The organism is Sporanaerobacter sp. PP17-6a (assembly GCF_900095615.1).
GTDB lineage: Bacteria > Bacillota > Clostridia > Tissierellales > Acidilutibacteraceae > Acidilutibacter > Acidilutibacter cellobiosedens.
This window is the reverse complement of sequence record NZ_FMIF01000023.1, coordinates 48,910-66,004: the sequence shown is the minus strand read 5'-3', so window position 1 is coordinate 66,004 and position 17,095 is coordinate 48,910. Positions and strand designations below refer to the sequence as shown.

The window sequence follows — 17,095 nt, the reverse complement described above, 5'->3', positions numbered from 1 at the left end:
CTACTTTTTTTCTATCTCTTTAAAACCTTCTCCTATAACTTCATTCATCTCAGTAATCATAATAAACGCATCCCTATCAATGGCCAGAACAATTTCTTTTATTTTAGCAAACTGAGATCTGTTTACTACACAGAGAAGTATATCCTTCTCCTCCTTAGTATACATACCCTTTCCCTTAAACAAAGTCACTCCTCTATTCAATCTTTCCATTATTGTTTCACTTACTTCTAAAGGTTTATCCGTTATAATCATAAATCCCTTTAAATATCCGAATCCTTCCAGCATCAAATCTATTACTTTAACACTTACGTATAAGGATATAATAGAGTAAAGAGAAACTTCTATTTTCTTATTCGCTACACCGGCAATTATTACTACCAACGTATCTATAACCATCATAAATACGGAAGTACTTAAAGCCGGGAATTTTTTATTAAGGATTGCACCGGCTAAGTCGGAACCTCCTGTTGTTCCTCCTTCTCTGAATACAATTCCCAGACCTATTCCCATCAGTACTCCTCCAAATATTGATGATAAAAGCAAATCAGTAGTTACAACCTTATAAGGAACAATTTTTAAAAAAAACGAAAGACCGATTGTGGCAAAAAGAGTCTTGGCTCCGAATATTCCTCCTAACATCAACATTCCTAATATAAATAAAGGAATATTAATAACTAAATTTGTGATATATACCGGAGCGCCTGTAATCTTCTTAATAACAATGGCAAGTCCTGTAACTCCACCAGGAGCTATAGTATTGGGCTCCAAGAAAAAATTTAATGATACGGCCATTATAGCGACACCTATTGTAATCCCTGAGTATGAAATAAATTTTTTATACCATTTTTCAATATATACCATACATATCTCCTTACCTATTTTACAGCATCCTTATTAAAAATAACCTTTAATATAAATTGAGGAAGAACTATCTGCCTTTTAATCCTCGATGGTTCTTTAATAAGCCTGTAGAACCATTCCAAGCCTAATCTCTGGAATACCTCCGGCGCTCTTTTTAAATTACCTGCAATAATATCCATTGTTCCTCCATTTCCTATAATCACTTTACACTTAAGCTTGTCTTTATATAAGTTTATCCATTTCTCTTGTTTAGGTATTCCCAAACCGACAAACAGGATGTCCGGCTCAGAATCATTTATCTTCCTTATTACCTCTAATTCTTCATCATTTCCCGGAAATCCTGTATGAGCTCCCTTAAAATATCCATTATTGTAACCTGATATATATAAATGAGGATATCTTTCTTTTATTTTCTCAGCAGCAGCTTTGGCTACTCCCTCTTTTCCTCCCAAAAGAAAAACCTTTAACTTTTCTTCATTTGCTACTTCAAGCATTTTTAGGGATGTATCAAATCCTGTGACTCTCTCCTTCAATGGATTTTTCTTTATCTTTGAAGCATAAATAAGTCCTATCCCATCAGGAATAACCAAATCCGCCGAATTTATTATTTTAATCAATTCCTTGTCTTTTTGCGCCATCATTATCATTTCTGTATTCGGAGTATATATAATTTTAGGCTTGTTTTCCTTTAGAAAGATTTTAATATTTTTCACTACTTCTTCTGAAGTAAGATTATCCACTCCTATTCCTAATATGTTTATCTTCCCCATGAAATCACCTACCATTTATCAATCTTAATGCCATGTAGACATTTTCCAGAGCTTTTTCTTTAAATACGTCTTCTTTTTCTTTTAATTTGGTTTTGAGATTACCTTTATTGTTCCACGCTTTATCAATAATTGAACAAAGTTCTATTACTTCTGCATTTTCTACATTACACATGTATTTCATTTCAATAAATTTTAAAAAGCCCTCTATTTTAGGATCATAAATCAATCCTACCATGGGAACCTTCTGAGTAGCCGCATATATAAGAGAATGAAGCCTCATGGCAATAATCATATCCAACCTCCTGATTATTCCCATAATATCCTCTACGCTGTATTTTTCGGATACAACAAAACAACCTTCTATCGTAATTTTTTCATAAATTTTCTTGCTTATATCCAAATCCTCGGGGTAATGCATAGGTATGAGTACCACATTAACTCCAAATTTTTTTATCATATATTCTATGGCCTGAGAAATATTTGAAATTAAATTTTTCGCACTTTTCCATTCTCTTACGGATACCCCTATGAGAGGTTTGTCTAAAGGTATTTTTTCAGCTTTAAATATATTTTCTATCTTTTCATTGTTGGAAGGCTCAAGGGTAAAAACCGGATCCGCAGTCACATATATATTTGGATTTTTTACCTGCAATTCCTTTAAATAATACCGAGAGTCTTCATCTCTTAAGGTTATCAAGTCCACCTTATCAAGTATCTTCCTTGTAAAGTTTCTATTAAATTTCTTATTTATGGGCCCTATCCCATTGGCATAGATCATAACGGGCTTTTTATTCATTAACGCTAACTTTATTAAAGTCAGATAATATATAATAGATCTGGTACTTGTTCCATCCTGAAGAAGACTTCCGCCGCCGCTTATAAACAGATCACAATTTTTCATTTCCTTTACAATATCATGAATTTGAAATCTGTTTATAGCTTTTATTCCATACATCTTCTCCGTATGGCTCGGCCGCTTGGATAAAACAAGTATTTTCACCTTATCATCCATTTTTTGAAAATCCTTTACTATGGCTTTGAGTATAGCGTCATCTCCGCTATTATCAAATCCATAGTATCCGGAAATAAGTACCTTCTTATCTGCTTTCATATATATTCTCCTTCTTACCTATCTAATCCTACAGATTTATCTGATATACGCATGAGTACTAAAATAAAAGATACTAAGAACCAAAATGTAATTATTATTTTAGGAAGATATAGGACATTTTCCACAGCTCCATGGGCCAATATAGCTGACAGCCCTGAAAGAACCCCTGCCGACACAGTACGGATATATCTATCCTTTTGATTTACTATAAGTTTCTTTATTGAATATTTGTACAAAATGAATATTAATATTATAAATATAATAAATCCTCCTATCCCCATTTCAGCCAAAGTTTCAAGATATGTATTATGGGCATGATAAGCAGGCATAGTTCTTATATAAGTTTCAAAAACTTGTTTAAAAGGAATATAGCCAAATCCTACACCGGCAATGGGAAAATCTTTTATAATATCAATAGCAATCTTCCAAATTTTAATTCTGTAAGCATTGGATGAATCTGCTAAATTCCCTATACTCATTATTCTGTTCATTATCGTTTCAGGAAGTAAATATACTCCTCCTATTCCTAGAGGAATCAGCAAAAGCAAAAGCCTCTTTTCCACCAATAAAACAAACACCAACATTCCAAAGGCAAATCCGAGCCAGCCTCCTCTGGATAAAGTCAAAATCAATGCCAGCATCAATATTAAAGAAGTGACCAAAAACATGATCTTTTTATAAAACCTTTTATTATACCAAAATAATCCGATTGATATAGGCGTAGACATTATTAAATATTCCGCCAATATATTAGGGTTACCGAATACAGAAAATATTCGAGTGGTTACACCCGGATTATTGGCCATATCCAGCCATTTATCCTCCATCTTGATTCCTACTTTATATTGATAAAATCCGTAAAGGGCTATTAAAGTTGCAGAAAATACCATTACCGTTAATAATATATTCAAATCCTTTTTACTATCTATACTATTCATTACCGTAAAAGCAAAAGCAATAGCAGAAATATGAATAGCAAAATCCCTGAAGCTTCCCATTGGATTTAAACTTGTAATAGTCGAAATAGTTATCGCAATAACAAAAAGAGCAATAGGAGTATCTATGGAATTCGTAGTTAAAGGATTTATCTTCTTAAAAGTACCTTTATACAAAAAAGCAGCAAAAATGAAAATCAAATAAATCAATCCTGCCATATCAGGCAAAAATGGAATGAAAAGAGGAGCCAAAAATATTCCTATTTTTATATCATGAAGTATCAATATTCCTACTACCGTTCCCATAAATAAAGCGGCGAAATATTTCAAAGGCAATTCAAAATATATTAGAGAAAAAATTATTCCCAAAGCTATAGGGAGGACTAGTTCTTTTTTATGAATTTTTTCTACCACCATTTCTCCCCTCTTTCCTCATCTATTAAAAATAAATTTTTTACAAAATTAAACATAAAGCTGTTTTCCAATATTTCTTTATAATTTTTTTCCAATTTTAAGCTCATTAAAGAAAAAATAATTAAAATAAAAGATACAATATAGGATTTACCTGTAAATTTCCCTCTGACCATATCATTTATAATAATAAATATTCCAAAGGAAATAAAGAAAAAGGAAAAAGTATTTATTATAGAAACATCATCTTTAAATAACACGGAACAACAATTACTTATAATACTTCCTTTCTTGTCTTTAGTAACTATTTTCTTAATAAACTCGATGAATTTATTAATGCCTTTTATAAATATCCTATAAATTTTATATAATAAGCTTTCCTCTATAAGCTTTCTGTTTGAAATAAAAATACCTGCAAATACAGAACCTTTAAATAAAGCTTTAATTCCTCTTCCTATAAAATTCAAAATTCTTTTTAATATACTATATTCGTAATTTTTTCTAATAAAGTTCCATATCTTTGAAAGTATGCCTACAAATATACTACTGTACATATTACCACTCCTAAGAATCTATTTTACTTCAACACCTAAAATAGTCCCAAATACCGCAACTTTTTTATTTTTAAGTCTGTACTGAGCACCTATCCTAATCTGTTCTCCTCCTGCTATTACCGCATCCTGTGTTTCTTTTGCATCATCACTTTCAACAGTAAGTATCGCTACATATTCGTCGGGAACCACTGCATTAACCCATCGTCCGTCTCCGCTTTCCACAGGTTCTCTGTAATCCTCAACGGTTTTATCTACTATCTTTCCAAGATAAGTTCCCTTGTCATAATGATACAAAGGATCTCCAACTACAAGCCCCTCTACTGTAGGAGTTCTTATTTCGGAAACTTCTATCGTTATAATTGCCTTTTTAGAATCCGAAACCATTTCAGGCCTTGTTGTTACAAATCTTTTAACCCCGCCTACTATTAATAATACAAGAGCAACTATTACCACCAAATCAATTATATTTATTATTCCAAATAATTTTCCCTTTTCATTTATTATCTTCATTATTTTTGCCTCCTGTTTTTCAAAATTTCATTATAAGTTTTAATATGATCTTTTACCATTTTATCAGAAGAAAATTTTTCTTCTACACTATTATATAGATTTTCTCCCATAGTTTTTATTATACTCTTATCCTCCAAAAGATTAAGTATATATTTTGAAAGAGCACGATAATCTCCCACATCGATAAGAAAACCATTGTATCCGTTTTCTATCAAATCTTTTATACCTCCTACATTAGTACTTATTACAGGTTTCTTAACCCTCGCTCCTTCTAATATTACATAAGGAAAGCTTTCACTTAAAGAAGTAAGGACATTAATATCAATTGCATTAAAAAACGAATATTGATCCTTTACAAATCCTAAAAAATATACCTTATCCGATATATTCAATTTTTCCGTCAAAGAGACGAGCTCTTTTTGGTCATTTCCCTCACCTGCAATGAGAAATATAACATCATCTCTCTTCTTCAAAACTTCAGCGGCCCCTTTTATAAAGGTTTCATGATCTTTTACGGCATCAAGCCTTGCCGCTATTCCAACTAAAATTTTATTCTCTCCTGAAATATTATATCTTTCAAGAAATTCTTTTTTATTAACATACTCTATTTTTTCATTTAAATCTATTCCATTATAGACAATAAATATCTTTTTTTCATCAAAACCTCTATCGATAAGCATTTTTTTAAAGTTATTGGAAATGGCAATATAATAATCGAATTTTTTTAATGCAATAGAATTAATTGCCGTATACACTATTCTTTTATAAACATTGTCTTTAAAATCCAATTTATAATCACTATGTATAGTAGTAACAAAAGGTTTATCAATTTTTCTCTTTAAAAGCATACCGATAGTATTGGCCCTTGCTCCATGGCAATGGATAATATCATAATTTTCCTTTTCAATCTCTTCTTCAAGTCTTGTAATTACACTTAAATCATATCTTTCTTTTTGCTTATAAACTTCTATATTAATACCTGCTTTTAACCCGTCTTCATAAAATGTATCCTCTATGAAACAAATAACCTTGGCATCAATATTTTTCCCTAAACCCTTAAGCAAAGATATAATATGAGTTTTAGCCCCACCAGTGTCTCCACCGCTTATAAGATGAAGTACTTTCATTATTCTTCAGCTCCTCAATGGAGCTTTCCTCCCTTCTGATTTCCTTATTGTGATACTGCCTTTCTTTCAATAAATTCATTTACTACGTGGCTGTACTTTTTTTTATAAGCTTTCCCCTTTCGAAATGATAAAAAAAGATTGTATTCACTACTTAATTGTCTAAAGTTGTTGCAATCAAATTTTTCTGTTTCAAGAAACTCTTTAATTTTTTTGACTTCCTCATAATTTCCCTTAACAAATACTTCTGCCGCGGCTCCCTTATCTAATATAAGCTTTTTTCTCCGGTTCAAAAGGATAAAGGCGTCGAAACCCATTGCCCATTGAGATTTAAATATTGAAAATAATTTTTCCTTCTTTTTAAATATATCATCTTCCATAATATTCATACTGTTTATAATTTCAGGCATAATAGGACAGTTAACTTCATACATATATATATTTTCAAAATTTCCTCCCTCTTTGCTCAAGGCATTTATAAGTAATTTAGTAGTCTCTACATGATCCCTATGCCCATCAATCAAAAATGGAGTATAGATAATATCCGGTTTAACTGAATTAAGTATTTCACATATTTCATTGATTAATTCAATTTTATTTGAATCTACTTGTCCGTCCTCTTCATTTAAAAAATACATTTCCTTTATGTTTAAAACTTTCTTTAATTCTTCTCCTTCTTTTCTTCTCAGTTCTATCGTTCTGTCTTCAGAAAATTCTGATGTGCTTCCTCTCCCGTCTGTTATATATACGACAGATACTTCATCAGAGTTATCTTTATGCTTTAATAAGGCTCCTCCCAATCCTATCGTCTCATCGTCCACATGAGGTGAAAATACAAGAACATTTTTCCCTCTTTTAAACATATCATCCACATCAATATTATCATTTTTAGAACTGTTTTTATAATAATAATAAGTATAAATTTTATTAAATAGGATAATGGGATATTTCAATAATATCTTTATTATTCTTTTTATCATATTCTCACCTCAATATATATCCGATTCTATTGGCATTAAATACCAATTTTTTTCTTCAAAGATATAAGGGTCTATTTCATGATTTTCAGTCAAATTTTTCACTGCAAAGGGAATGGTACTTTTAGTTTTAATAAATCCCAATTTTTTAATCGTTTCTCCATATATCATCCCATTCAATATCCAGCATACAGTAAAATTAACTCCGTCAGTTTTCAGATATTCTTTAGCCTTTTCATATAAGCACACTATAACATCTTCATTTTCTCCAACCAAGTCTACAATACTCCCAAATTTTAAAGGATATTTTCCTCTGACAAATTTTTCCTCAACTTTAAAAATTATGTATCCTTTAATATTGCCGTCTTTGACTGCTGCAAAAGTCTTATAAGGTATGGTAGGATGGTCCTTCACTCTCCAATTTAAAAATACACTTTCTCTTGCAGTCATTGTAGGATACTTATCTTTTACCTCTTTCCAAAATTCATCAAATCTGTTATCAAAAGAAGTGATTTCTTCTATTTCATAAGTATTTTTGCTTTTGATAACTTTTCCTCTATATATTTTTACCATGAGCATTGCAGGTACAGCTAATATTTTACTTAAAATTTTATTTTTAATCAAGTCCTCCATTAAATTATCTATCCTGTATACATCCATATATAGGGGAATATCACAAACCAAGCTTCCTCCCAGCTTTTCAAGTATTCCCTGAAGAGCTGGTTTACTCGGAAACCCGTATCTAAATTTAATATCTCTTTTTATTCCCAATTCATAGGAATAAAATGCCATATGCTCATAGTATCCCCTTCTTCTAAAATCCTTATGAACCATGGCATCAATTGATTGTCCTCCCAAAACTTCTCTGCCTCCCAACTGCATTTTGGAAGGAAGAAGAGTACATTGTCCCACTATTCGGCCATTTTCATCTTCCAAAGCCATTACTCCTTGTCCATAAGGGTTTTTAAGGAATTCCCATTTCCAATATTCTACATTTCTATTTTTATTAAATACCTCATTAAAAAGTTTGACTATTCCTTCTTCGTCTCCTATTTTGTAAGGTCTTAATTCCGCCAATTAAATCCCTCTTCTCATCTATTTGATTTCATATTCTCCCATAACCATAAGAATCAATTTGTCTGCTGCATATATTCCTCTCCCATCGTCTCTTGGTATAAGAATCATATGATTTGCAGGCACGTTTTCATCCATTTGAAGATCTTTTCCGTCGGTAACATCACAAATTCCTCCCAGTTGCCCAGCTATAACTTTACCCTTTCCACCTCTAAGTATTATTTCTGTCCCCGAACTACCTATTATTGATTGACCTTCTTCTACTTCTACTATTTCTAACTTATTCTTTCCTGATACCTTTTCATCTATATAATATCTGAGCTGATCTATCCTCTTTTCTACATATGTTTGAGAAACCAACGGATCTTCTTCTGTTCCCGGCTCCGAAAAACTTCTTGTCCCCAAAGATACTAACACTAATGCTAATATCAATACACTTAACAAAAATATATCTATTTTTGTTTTTCTTTCCATAAAAAAATTCCTCCTTCTATTGATTATACTATACATTTCTATTATGTAAAACAAAAAATTACATCAAAAAATAAGCATGTTTTTTTTCATGCTTATTTCAAAGGTCCACTAACCCTAAACTTATTTTTATGCACTCATCAACCTTAACCATCATTTCATCGCTGAACCTTCCAATTTTTTCTCTAAGCCTTTTTTTATCTATAGTTCTTATTTGTTCTAAAAGTACTACAGAATCTCTTGGAAGACCATATTCCGCATTAATTTCCACATGTGTAGGCAATTTAGCCTTATTTATTTGAGATGTAATCGCAGCTATAATAATTGTAGGGCTATATCTATTCCCAATATCATTTTGAACTACTAAAACAGGCCGAACCCCTCCTTGTTCGGAACCTATAACCGGACTTAAGTCCGCATAAAAAATATCTCCTCTTTTTATAATCACCATTGTTCACACCCTGTTAATTTTGCTTCGTAAACATACAATTCTCTCATATCCTGTTCCATACCTATTTCAGCTATGGACAAATTAATCTTACTCATTTCTTTGTATCCGTTCTTTAACTTCTCTTCTATTTCCACTTTGCTTTTTTCCCTAATGTACAGTTTCATAGCCTCTCGTACAAATTCACTTCTATTCTTTTTTTCAATTGATACTATAAAATCTACTTCTTCCAATAAGCTATCAGGTAAACTTATCATAATTTTTTTAGTCCCAGCCATATTTATTAATCGCACCCCCAAGCTTTGAAGCCTTACAAAATAATCCCCTCGCAAGATACACTTAAAATAAGTATATTATTTTATCTTCGCCATGTCAACGGTAAGCCATATATTTATATTATTCCAATAAATAATCTACAATATTTACTATTTCTCCATCTTTTATATATACTCTGGGAACACGTCTTCCTACCATACACACTATTTCATAATTTATAGTGCCGAGTTTCTCCGCTATTTCATCAGTATGAGGAGAATTGTCTCTCCCATCTCCAAATAGTATCACTTCGTCCCCTACTTTTACATCATCTATATCCGTTACATCTATCATACATTGGTCCATGCATATCTTCCCTACTATAGGAGCTCTTTTACCTTTAATCCCAACCTCTCCTTTATTTGTTAAAAGTCTTGTAAAGCCATCGGCATATCCTATTGGTACAGTAGCAATTTTACTTTCTCTTTTTGTCACAAATATTTGCCCATAGCTTATTCCTGTTCCTTCAGGGACTGTTTTTACATTTGATATTTTGGCTTTTAAGGTCAATGCAGGTTTAAGATCAATTTTATTTAAGTTTACTTCTTTAGACGGAGATAAACCGTATATAATTATTCCTGCTCTTACCATATCAAGATTATATTCCGGCAGATCTATTATAGCAGCACTATTGGATACGTGCTTTATGGGAATGTTTATCTTCTTTTTCTCAAGTTCTTCCATCACCCAATTAAATTTTTTGTATTGTTCCCTTGCAGAGCTTTTATCCTTTTCGTCTGCCTTTGCAAAATGAGTAAATATTCCTTCCATTGTAATATAAGGCAAATGAGATATTTTTTCTATCTCTTTAACACTTTCATCATTGGGAAGAAATCCGATTCTACCCATACCGGAATCAATTTTTATATGGATTACGGCATTTTCCCCAAGTTTTTTGGCTTCCTTAGAAATATTCTCTGCATCCTTATAACTATAAACCGTTTGTATAATATCCCATTCAATTGCCGTATGATTTTGAGAACCCGGAGTATATCCCAATATAAGGATGGGAGCTTTTATCCCTGCTTTTCTTAATTCTATACCTTCTGATAAAGTTGCAACAGCCAATCTGTCTGCTCCGTTATTTAAAAATACCTCTGAAGCTTCAACGGCCCCATGACCATAAGCGTTTGCCTTTACTACAGCAGTAACCATAGTTCCTTTTTTAGTTAATCTTCTCACCTCTTTAATATTATGGGCTAAATTATCAAGATTTATCTCCGCCCATACAGGCCTTGTTTCTTCTAATTCTTTCATCTTACGATTCCCTCCTCAAAATTCTTCTTCAATTACAGTATCATAACAAAAATTCTCATATAGTATCTCTACGCTTACATTATCATGTTTATCCAGCAAATTCAGCTTATAAGGAGTAAAATCCTTTATGTTAAACCATACCTTTTGGTAATACCTCAAGTCGCTCTTATTAATCATAGGAATTTTAATTACTATATACTTTTCATCCTCAATGGTTTCCTGGGTAATATGTGATTCTTCCAAAAGGTTTAAGTTTCTAAAAAAATCTCCCATAAAAAGTTCTTTATCCAGGCTATCCACTTTATCAATAGAAATAGACTGACCTATAATAGGCTGATTTAGAAAAAGCCTATTTCCATTATATATAATTATACACCCTTTTGTTTCTTTTGGCTCAATAATTTTCAATTTAAATTTATCCGGTTTTACAAACGTTTCTTCTATTTTATATGTAGATTTCTTATTTTGATTCATTATTGTAATGTTTGAAATCGTCGAGTAATTTTCAAAATTATTGATGGTCTTCTGTAATTCATACAAATTATCTTTATCTGTTGGTATCTTAAATAAAAGTAGTAAAAGTATCAATATAATTATACTACCAACAAATAATTTTTTCATTAAAATTATCCCAACCTTTTTTCCATAATATTTAATATCGAAGGTATACTATTCATTATGTCTCCTGCGGTCATGCCGTATTCTCCCTTTGATAATTTGGCAAGATCTCCCGAAAGTCCATGAACATATACCCCCAACATGCTACTATGAAACTCATCAATACCTTGCCCTAACAAACTCAATATTATGCCCGTCAAGACATCTCCGCTTCCTGCTGTAGCCATGCCCGGATTTCCTGTTCTGTTCACATAAACATTTCCTTGCGGACTTGCAACAATAGTATTTACCCCTTTAAGAACAGTTATTACATTATATTTTGCAGAAAAATTTTTAGAATACTTAATTTTGTTAAGTTTTATATCCTCCGGAGAGAGTTTAATAAGCCTTGAAAATTCTCCCATATGGGGTGTAATAACGGTCGGTCCTTTTCTTTCATAAAGAACATCCAAATCAAAGGATAGAAAGTAAAGTCCATCTGCATCCAGTACTATAGGGCCTTTAAAGTTTTTCAGTACTTCAAATACCATTTCCTTTGTTTCCTCGTCTCGATCAATGCCCGGTCCCAAAGCCAAAGCATCCATTTCACTTATTTGATTTAACATTTCATCCATTGAAGACAAATTAAAAAATCCTTTTTTATCATCTTCAACAGAAATTACTATTTCTTCCGTAAATTTAACGGAAAGAATGTCTCTTATTGATTTGGGAACTATAGAATATACCAATCCGCTTCCGGTCTTTAAAGAAGATTTGCTGCAAAGAAAAGGAGCTCCGGTATATTTCAAACTTCCTCCTATCACTCCTACTCTTCCGTAATTTCCTTTATAGGAATCTTTCTTTCTCTTAGGTAATATAGAAATCATATTTTCATCAACAACAATTTCATCGCCGCAGGAATTTCTTTCTCCTACAGCATAGGCTATAGCATAATCTTTCTCATGACTTATGCTGATATGAATATTGTCTATAGTTTTTCCACTAAAGATAGAATATCCCTTTCCTCTCAATCTGACTGACGGTTTACCTTTCTTATCATGAATTATTTCTATATCCTTCCATGAAATTTTTCCCATTCCTATGCCTAAGACCTTTAATACAGCTTCTTTTCCGGCAAACATTCCGCTTACAGTAGTAAAACTTTTATTCTTGTATCTGATATATTCTATTTCCTCTTTAGTAAAAATCCTATTTAAAAATTTTTCATCATATCTTTCTAATATATTTTTTATTCTTTCCACCTTTACAATATCGGTACCAACATTCACGATCATAATTAATATCTCCTTTATCTGAATATGTCGGTAAATCTTTTGCCTAAATTTATTCCTAATAAATTAGCCATAACTATAACAAACTGAAACAGAAAATATATAACTCCTATAAAAAATATTAAAACAAAAAATAACTTTATTTTTCCTTTTGATTTATCATCTAATTTTTTCTTTCGAATATATCTTTCAATTATCATCGTAAAAAATCCAAAAAATATTTCTAAAACTCCTAATAACAATAGTATCAAAAATATAACTTTAATAAGCATATTAACCCTCTCTATCTAATATTCTTTTATCTAATTTTTCTATTTCGTCATTTCCCAACATATTATGCAGAAATATATATATGCCATTTATTCTTTCTTCATGATCATACTTTTCATTTATAAGGGTTTTAGTTTCTTCTCTCATTCTATCTATTTCCTCTACTAAAAAATTAAATCTTTCTTTTTCCTGTTTTAAAATATTATATCCATATTCTATTGTAGATTTCAAAAGCTGAAAATTTATCTCCTCAATTTCTTTAGAAATCGCTTCGGAATCAAGAGATAATTCATCTGCCCTTTCATTAATTGATAAAATCTCTTCCTTATAATCATCCAATTTATCAACTTCTTCAAATTCTTCTTTATTATTAACCGCATTAGACACTTCAAGGATCTTCTTCATGATCTGTGATTTTCTATATTGAAGATCATCTATTTCTTTAAATAAATTTCTTTCAGATTCTAAAGACTCTTCAAGTTTCTTTTTTAATTTTTGAATATCTATACAATCTACGTCTTCGAATAGCTTAATCCAATTTTTATCTTCAATTAATATTGGAATTTTATTTTTTACCATTATATCATCATCTATATTTATTTGTTTTAAAATCATTTCCATACCCCCTTAATTTAATTATACTATAAACAGGGCTATTAATTAAAAAGTATTTTAGATGTTAAATTTTTACGGAATGTATGATATTATTAAATAGGGTTTAAAAATGCCTTTATAGCTGAATATAAGAATTTTATTCAAAAAACAATTTTTATTAAATCAAAAAAATAGGAATTTAGTCTCATAAAAAAGGCCTCTATTGAAGCATTAATATATTAAGGAAATTATGATTTTCCTATGGAATATAAAAATATTAATGAAAGGAAAATGATATGAACCATTTTACAGATTTAAAATCTTATACTTTGGAAGAAAAAGAAAATATATTTAAAGAAAGATACGGAAATAAAATTCAATTCATAGGCAAAAACAATAGAATAATAAATATTATAAGGGCTCTGAATAAAAACACAAAACCAAATCCCGAAAAATTAGGTGTTGTAGAAGGAATATGGGAATTAAACATGGTTGAAAAATATAATATTAAAATAAAATATTTTTTAATATCCATTGAAGAAATATATACCATAGAAGCCCAAGAATTAGTTAACAGCTATGCCGAAAGTACTCAAAAAATATTTGCAATTTCAAAGAAAGTATTTGAAGCTATAAGTGAAAAGGTAAATTCTCAAGGTCTCATTGCAGTATGTTATTTACCCATTAAAAGTTTAGAAGACATTCCATTAAAAAATAACAGCACTTTGGTCATCCTTGATGGATTGGAAATACAGGGAAACGTAGGAACTATAATAAGATCGGCAGATGCTACCGATGTAGACGGAGTAATTTTTACTAACAGAAAAATTCGGCTAAATCATCCTAAGCTTATACGAAGCAGTATGGGCAGTTTTTTTAAGGTACCGGTTATCGACTCGAATTTCGACGAAACCATAAAATGGCTCAATAAAAATAATTTTAAGATAATCCTTACAGATACTAAAGGAAATTTAAATTTTTACGAATCGGATTACACTGGAAGAATAGCAGTAGTAATGGGAAGCGAAAAATACGGTATATCGGAAGAATGGTACAGCACAAATCATACTTCCGTTTCCATTCCCATGTTCGGAGACTGTGATTCATTAAATGTGGCTATTGCAGCAACAGTAATACTATATGAAATAACATTAAAACAAAAAAAATTAAGATAAGAATTAATTCTTATCTTAATTTTTTATCTATTAAAAATTTGGCAATCAGGGGCTAATTAATATTCCTTAAGGTATTCCTTAATCTCATAAGGCTGAACTATCTGTCTGTATTCTTCCCATTCCTTTAATTTAGCGGAAATATATTTATTAGTTATATGCGCTCCCAATGCATCTTTTATTAATTCATCTTTTGAAAACTCATCTATTGCTTCAAGAATATTTTTGGGTAAGCACTTTATTCCTTTTTCTTCTCTTTCCTTCGAACTCATTGAATAGATATTTTCATTAATAGGTGCAGGGGGAACAATTTTATTCTTTATTCCGTCAAGGCCAGCAGTAAGAACAGCTGCTAAAGCTAAGTATGGATTACAGGAAGGGTCAGGACATCTAAGTTCAAATCTCGTAGACAAACCTCTTTTTGCGGGTATTCTAACCAAAGGACTCCTGTTTCTTTCAGACCAAGCTATATAGACGGGAGCTTCAAATCCTGAAACCAACCTTTTGTAAGAATTAATTAAAGGGTTTGTTATAGCCAGATATCCTTTAACATGTTTGAGAATTCCTCCTAAAAAATAGAGGGCCTCTTGACTGATGTGATCTTCTGTATTTTTATCATAAAATATATTTTCTCCGTTTTTAAAAAGTGACATATTTAAATGCATTCCCGAACCCGCAATTCCTGTCACAGGTTTCGGCATAAAGGTGGCAAAGAGCCCTAAATCATCTGCTACCTTTTTAACCACATATCTGAATGTAGTAATTCTGTCTGCAGTAGTTAAGGCATCAGCATATTTAAAATCAATTTCTTGCTGTCCCGGCCCTACTTCATGATGAGAAGCTTCCACTTCAAAGCCTAATCCTTCTAAAGTAAGAACTATAGCTTCCCTTACTTCTTCTCCCTCATCTAACGGGGCGATGTCAAAATATCCTGCCTTATCATTACTATCTAATATAGGATTTCCGTCTTCATCCAAGCCAAATATATAAAATTCCGGTTCAGGTCCTACATAAAAATCATATCCCATATCTTCTGCTTTTTTCAAAGCTGACTTAAGAACGTGCCTTGGGCAGCCAACAAATGGTTCTCCCTGAGGAGTATATACATCACATATTATACGGGCAGTATTTTCTCCTCCATGAGTTTTCCAAGGAAGTACCACAAAGGTGGATAAATCAGGATATAAGTACATGTCTGATTCTTCTATTCTGGTAAAACCTTCAATTGATGAACCGTCAAACATGACTTCATTAGCAAGTATTTTATCCAATTGACTGGAAGGTAAAGTGACTTTTTTAGATTTTCCAAAAATATCTGTAATTTGAAGAACTATAAATCTGATCTCTTTTTCTTTAATAATTCTTCTGATATTTTCAATCTGATTTTCTTTTTCACCCTTCAACTCTTTCATGCTGATCCTCCTTATTCATATTTCAATAAATATTTTTTAATTTTATCTCTTTACCATGAAAAAGTCAAGGTGATATTTCAGAGGATAATGTTTTCAACAAAAAATATTTTAAATTTATTTTTTGTAACCGATGAGAAAACCTATTTTAATCTAATAAAAGATTTATTACATTTACAGTTTTCCTGATCCAATTCTCTTTTAAATATTTCTGTAAATATCTTTGTTATTTTTTCCTTCTTATCTCCTATTGCCTGAGAAATATCATGGATTGCCGTATCGTGATTATCTATTCCGCTGCACCAATTTGTTACAATCCCTACAGTACTATAGCACATTCCTAATTCCTTTGCCAAAACTACTTCCGGAACATTAGTCATACCTACTACATCTCCTCCTAAGGACTTATACATTTTAATCTCACTAACGGTTTCAAATCTCGGACCTTCAGTACATACATAAACTCCTTCTCCAGCAATAGGAAGATTTTCTTTCTTTGCTTCCTCATAAAAAAGTTTTATTAAATTTCTACAGTAGGGTTCCCTCATATCGACATGAACTACTCCTTTTTCTTTGCCTTCATAAAAAGTAGAGGGCCTCGATTTTGTAAAATCCATAAAATCTTTAATTACTACTATGCTGCCCGGTTTATATTTCTCATTCATTGAACCTACGGCTGCCGTCGAATATACATATTTTACTCCGACCTTTTTCAGTGCCTTCATATTTGCCCTGTAATTTATCAAGTGAGGAGGAACAGAATGATTTTTACCATGCCTTGCTAAAAAAGCTATTTCCTCATCCTGAACTTCCACTACATCTATCAAAACTTCACCATATTCAGTCCACACAGCTTTTTCACTCATTTTATCCCCTATATCATATACTCCCGTACCACCAATTATAGCCTTTAACATAATCCTCTTTCCTCCCAAAGAATAAA

At 31.4% G+C, this 17,095-nt stretch carries 20 protein-coding genes; 1 reads left to right on the top strand and 19 read right to left on the bottom strand.

The genetic code is table 11. The annotated features are described in order from the left end of the window. From PP176A_RS09965 to PP176A_RS09885, 17 genes are all read right to left on the bottom strand, one after another. Nucleotides 1–861: a YitT family protein gene (locus tag PP176A_RS09965; RefSeq protein WP_071140323.1), complete on the bottom strand. Its 861-nt coding sequence runs from the start codon at nucleotides 859–861 to the stop codon at nucleotides 1–3. Nucleotides 862–875: 14 nt separating this feature from the next. Further along, nucleotides 876–1,631: a WecB/TagA/CpsF family glycosyltransferase gene (locus PP176A_RS09960; RefSeq protein ID WP_071140322.1), complete on the bottom strand. Its 756-nt coding sequence runs from the start codon at nucleotides 1,629–1,631 to the stop codon at nucleotides 876–878. 4 nt (nucleotides 1,632–1,635) lie between these two features. Continuing rightward, nucleotides 1,636–2,742, bottom strand: a complete 1,107-nt coding sequence (gene csaB / locus PP176A_RS09955) for a polysaccharide pyruvyl transferase CsaB (protein WP_071140321.1) — start codon at nucleotides 2,740–2,742, stop codon at nucleotides 1,636–1,638. 14 nt (nucleotides 2,743–2,756) lie between these two features. After that, on the bottom strand, nucleotides 2,757–4,094 hold the full coding sequence (locus tag PP176A_RS09950) for an O-antigen ligase family protein (RefSeq protein ID WP_083381900.1): 1,338 nt from the start codon (nucleotides 4,092–4,094) through the stop codon (nucleotides 2,757–2,759). Beyond that, nucleotides 4,085–4,642: a hypothetical protein gene (locus PP176A_RS09945; RefSeq protein WP_071140320.1), complete on the bottom strand. Its 558-nt coding sequence runs from the start codon at nucleotides 4,640–4,642 to the stop codon at nucleotides 4,085–4,087. The genes PP176A_RS09950 and PP176A_RS09945 overlap by 10 nt, the downstream gene beginning before the upstream one ends. Before the next feature lie 18 nt (nucleotides 4,643–4,660). Next, complete coding sequence (locus tag PP176A_RS09940; RefSeq protein ID WP_071140319.1) at nucleotides 4,661–5,152, bottom strand: DUF4330 domain-containing protein; 492 nt, start codon at nucleotides 5,150–5,152, stop codon at nucleotides 4,661–4,663. Further along, nucleotides 5,152–6,279, bottom strand: coding sequence for a glycosyltransferase family 4 protein (locus tag PP176A_RS09935; protein WP_071140318.1), 1,128 nt, complete (start codon nucleotides 6,277–6,279; stop codon nucleotides 5,152–5,154). The genes PP176A_RS09940 and PP176A_RS09935 overlap by 1 nt, the downstream gene beginning before the upstream one ends. A gap of 44 nt (nucleotides 6,280–6,323) precedes the next feature. Then, nucleotides 6,324–7,256, bottom strand: coding sequence for a PIG-L deacetylase family protein (locus tag PP176A_RS09930; RefSeq protein ID WP_071140317.1), 933 nt, complete (start codon nucleotides 7,254–7,256; stop codon nucleotides 6,324–6,326). Between the two features lie 9 nt (nucleotides 7,257–7,265). Beyond that, complete coding sequence (locus PP176A_RS09925; protein ID WP_071140316.1) at nucleotides 7,266–8,330, bottom strand: GNAT family N-acetyltransferase; 1,065 nt, start codon at nucleotides 8,328–8,330, stop codon at nucleotides 7,266–7,268. Nucleotides 8,331–8,348: 18 nt separating this feature from the next. Further along, the gene (locus tag PP176A_RS09920; RefSeq protein WP_071140315.1) at nucleotides 8,349–8,801 is read right to left on the bottom strand and encodes a hypothetical protein; all 453 of its coding nucleotides are present in this window, start codon (nucleotides 8,799–8,801) and stop codon (nucleotides 8,349–8,351) included. A 97-nt stretch (nucleotides 8,802–8,898) separates the two neighbouring features. Then, nucleotides 8,899–9,246: a type II toxin-antitoxin system PemK/MazF family toxin gene (locus PP176A_RS09915; protein WP_071140359.1), complete on the bottom strand. Its 348-nt coding sequence runs from the start codon at nucleotides 9,244–9,246 to the stop codon at nucleotides 8,899–8,901. Further along, complete coding sequence (locus PP176A_RS09910) at nucleotides 9,243–9,524, bottom strand: CopG family ribbon-helix-helix protein (protein WP_071140314.1); 282 nt, start codon at nucleotides 9,522–9,524, stop codon at nucleotides 9,243–9,245. The genes PP176A_RS09915 and PP176A_RS09910 overlap by 4 nt, the downstream gene beginning before the upstream one ends. A gap of 118 nt (nucleotides 9,525–9,642) precedes the next feature. After that, entirely contained in the window at nucleotides 9,643–10,818 is a 1,176-nt protein-coding gene (gene alr, locus PP176A_RS09905; RefSeq protein WP_071140313.1) for an alanine racemase, read from the bottom strand. 15 nt (nucleotides 10,819–10,833) lie between these two features. Continuing rightward, nucleotides 10,834–11,439, bottom strand: coding sequence for a LolA family protein (locus PP176A_RS09900; protein ID WP_071140312.1), 606 nt, complete (start codon nucleotides 11,437–11,439; stop codon nucleotides 10,834–10,836). A gap of 5 nt (nucleotides 11,440–11,444) precedes the next feature. Continuing rightward, nucleotides 11,445–12,710, bottom strand: a complete 1,266-nt coding sequence (locus tag PP176A_RS09895) for an NAD(P)H-hydrate dehydratase (RefSeq protein ID WP_071140311.1) — start codon at nucleotides 12,708–12,710, stop codon at nucleotides 11,445–11,447. Nucleotides 12,711–12,724: 14 nt separating this feature from the next. After that, nucleotides 12,725–12,979: a hypothetical protein gene (locus PP176A_RS09890; RefSeq protein ID WP_071140310.1), complete on the bottom strand. Its 255-nt coding sequence runs from the start codon at nucleotides 12,977–12,979 to the stop codon at nucleotides 12,725–12,727. Between the two features lies 1 nt (nucleotide 12,980). Beyond that, the gene (locus PP176A_RS09885) at nucleotides 12,981–13,592 is read right to left on the bottom strand and encodes a hypothetical protein (RefSeq protein WP_071140309.1); all 612 of its coding nucleotides are present in this window, start codon (nucleotides 13,590–13,592) and stop codon (nucleotides 12,981–12,983) included. Between the two features lie 275 nt (nucleotides 13,593–13,867). On the opposite strand from PP176A_RS09885, the gene PP176A_RS09880 reads away from it, so the two are divergent. Then, nucleotides 13,868–14,746, top strand: coding sequence for a TrmH family RNA methyltransferase (locus tag PP176A_RS09880; RefSeq protein WP_071140308.1), 879 nt, complete (start codon nucleotides 13,868–13,870; stop codon nucleotides 14,744–14,746). A gap of 56 nt (nucleotides 14,747–14,802) precedes the next feature. On the opposite strand, the gene glnA is transcribed toward PP176A_RS09880, so the two are convergent. Next, complete coding sequence (glnA, locus tag PP176A_RS09875; protein ID WP_071140307.1) at nucleotides 14,803–16,155, bottom strand: type I glutamate--ammonia ligase; 1,353 nt, start codon at nucleotides 16,153–16,155, stop codon at nucleotides 14,803–14,805. A 140-nt stretch (nucleotides 16,156–16,295) separates the two neighbouring features. Beyond that, nucleotides 16,296–17,069, bottom strand: coding sequence for an S-methyl-5'-thioinosine phosphorylase (locus tag PP176A_RS09870; protein WP_071140306.1), 774 nt, complete (start codon nucleotides 17,067–17,069; stop codon nucleotides 16,296–16,298). Nucleotides 17,070–17,095 lie beyond the last annotated feature (26 nt).

Excerpts from the sequence above, each read along its gene's own strand:
- PP176A_RS09965 (WP_071140323.1), bottom strand. The coding sequence starts at position 861 with ATGGTATATATTGAAAAATGGTATAAAAAATTTATTTCATACTCAGGG.
- PP176A_RS09960 (WP_071140322.1), bottom strand. The coding sequence starts at position 1,631 with ATGGGGAAGATAAACATATTAGGAATAGGAGTGGATAATCTTACTTCA.
- csaB (WP_071140321.1), bottom strand. The coding sequence starts at position 2,742 with ATGAAAGCAGATAAGAAGGTACTTATTTCCGGATACTATGGATTTGAT.
- PP176A_RS09950 (WP_083381900.1), bottom strand. The coding sequence starts at position 4,094 with ATGGTGGTAGAAAAAATTCATAAAAAAGAACTAGTCCTCCCTATAGCT.
- PP176A_RS09945 (WP_071140320.1), bottom strand. The coding sequence starts at position 4,642 with ATGTACAGTAGTATATTTGTAGGCATACTTTCAAAGATATGGAACTTT.
- PP176A_RS09940 (WP_071140319.1), bottom strand. The coding sequence starts at position 5,152 with ATGAAGATAATAAATGAAAAGGGAAAATTATTTGGAATAATAAATATA.
- PP176A_RS09935 (WP_071140318.1), bottom strand. The coding sequence starts at position 6,279 with ATGAAAGTACTTCATCTTATAAGCGGTGGAGACACTGGTGGGGCTAAA.
- PP176A_RS09930 (WP_071140317.1), bottom strand. The coding sequence starts at position 7,256 with ATGATAAAAAGAATAATAAAGATATTATTGAAATATCCCATTATCCTA.
- PP176A_RS09920 (WP_071140315.1), bottom strand. The coding sequence starts at position 8,801 with ATGGAAAGAAAAACAAAAATAGATATATTTTTGTTAAGTGTATTGATA.
- PP176A_RS09910 (WP_071140314.1), bottom strand. The coding sequence starts at position 9,524 with ATGGCTGGGACTAAAAAAATTATGATAAGTTTACCTGATAGCTTATTG.
- alr (WP_071140313.1), bottom strand. The coding sequence starts at position 10,818 with ATGAAAGAATTAGAAGAAACAAGGCCTGTATGGGCGGAGATAAATCTT.
- PP176A_RS09900 (WP_071140312.1), bottom strand. The coding sequence starts at position 11,439 with ATGAAAAAATTATTTGTTGGTAGTATAATTATATTGATACTTTTACTA.
- PP176A_RS09895 (WP_071140311.1), bottom strand. The coding sequence starts at position 12,710 with ATGATCGTGAATGTTGGTACCGATATTGTAAAGGTGGAAAGAATAAAA.
- PP176A_RS09890 (WP_071140310.1), bottom strand. The coding sequence starts at position 12,979 with ATGCTTATTAAAGTTATATTTTTGATACTATTGTTATTAGGAGTTTTA.
- PP176A_RS09885 (WP_071140309.1), bottom strand. The coding sequence starts at position 13,592 with ATGATTTTAAAACAAATAAATATAGATGATGATATAATGGTAAAAAAT.
- PP176A_RS09880 (WP_071140308.1), top strand. The coding sequence starts at position 13,868 with ATGAACCATTTTACAGATTTAAAATCTTATACTTTGGAAGAAAAAGAA.
- glnA (WP_071140307.1), bottom strand. The coding sequence starts at position 16,155 with ATGAAAGAGTTGAAGGGTGAAAAAGAAAATCAGATTGAAAATATCAGA.
- PP176A_RS09870 (WP_071140306.1), bottom strand. The coding sequence starts at position 17,069 with ATGTTAAAGGCTATAATTGGTGGTACGGGAGTATATGATATAGGGGAT.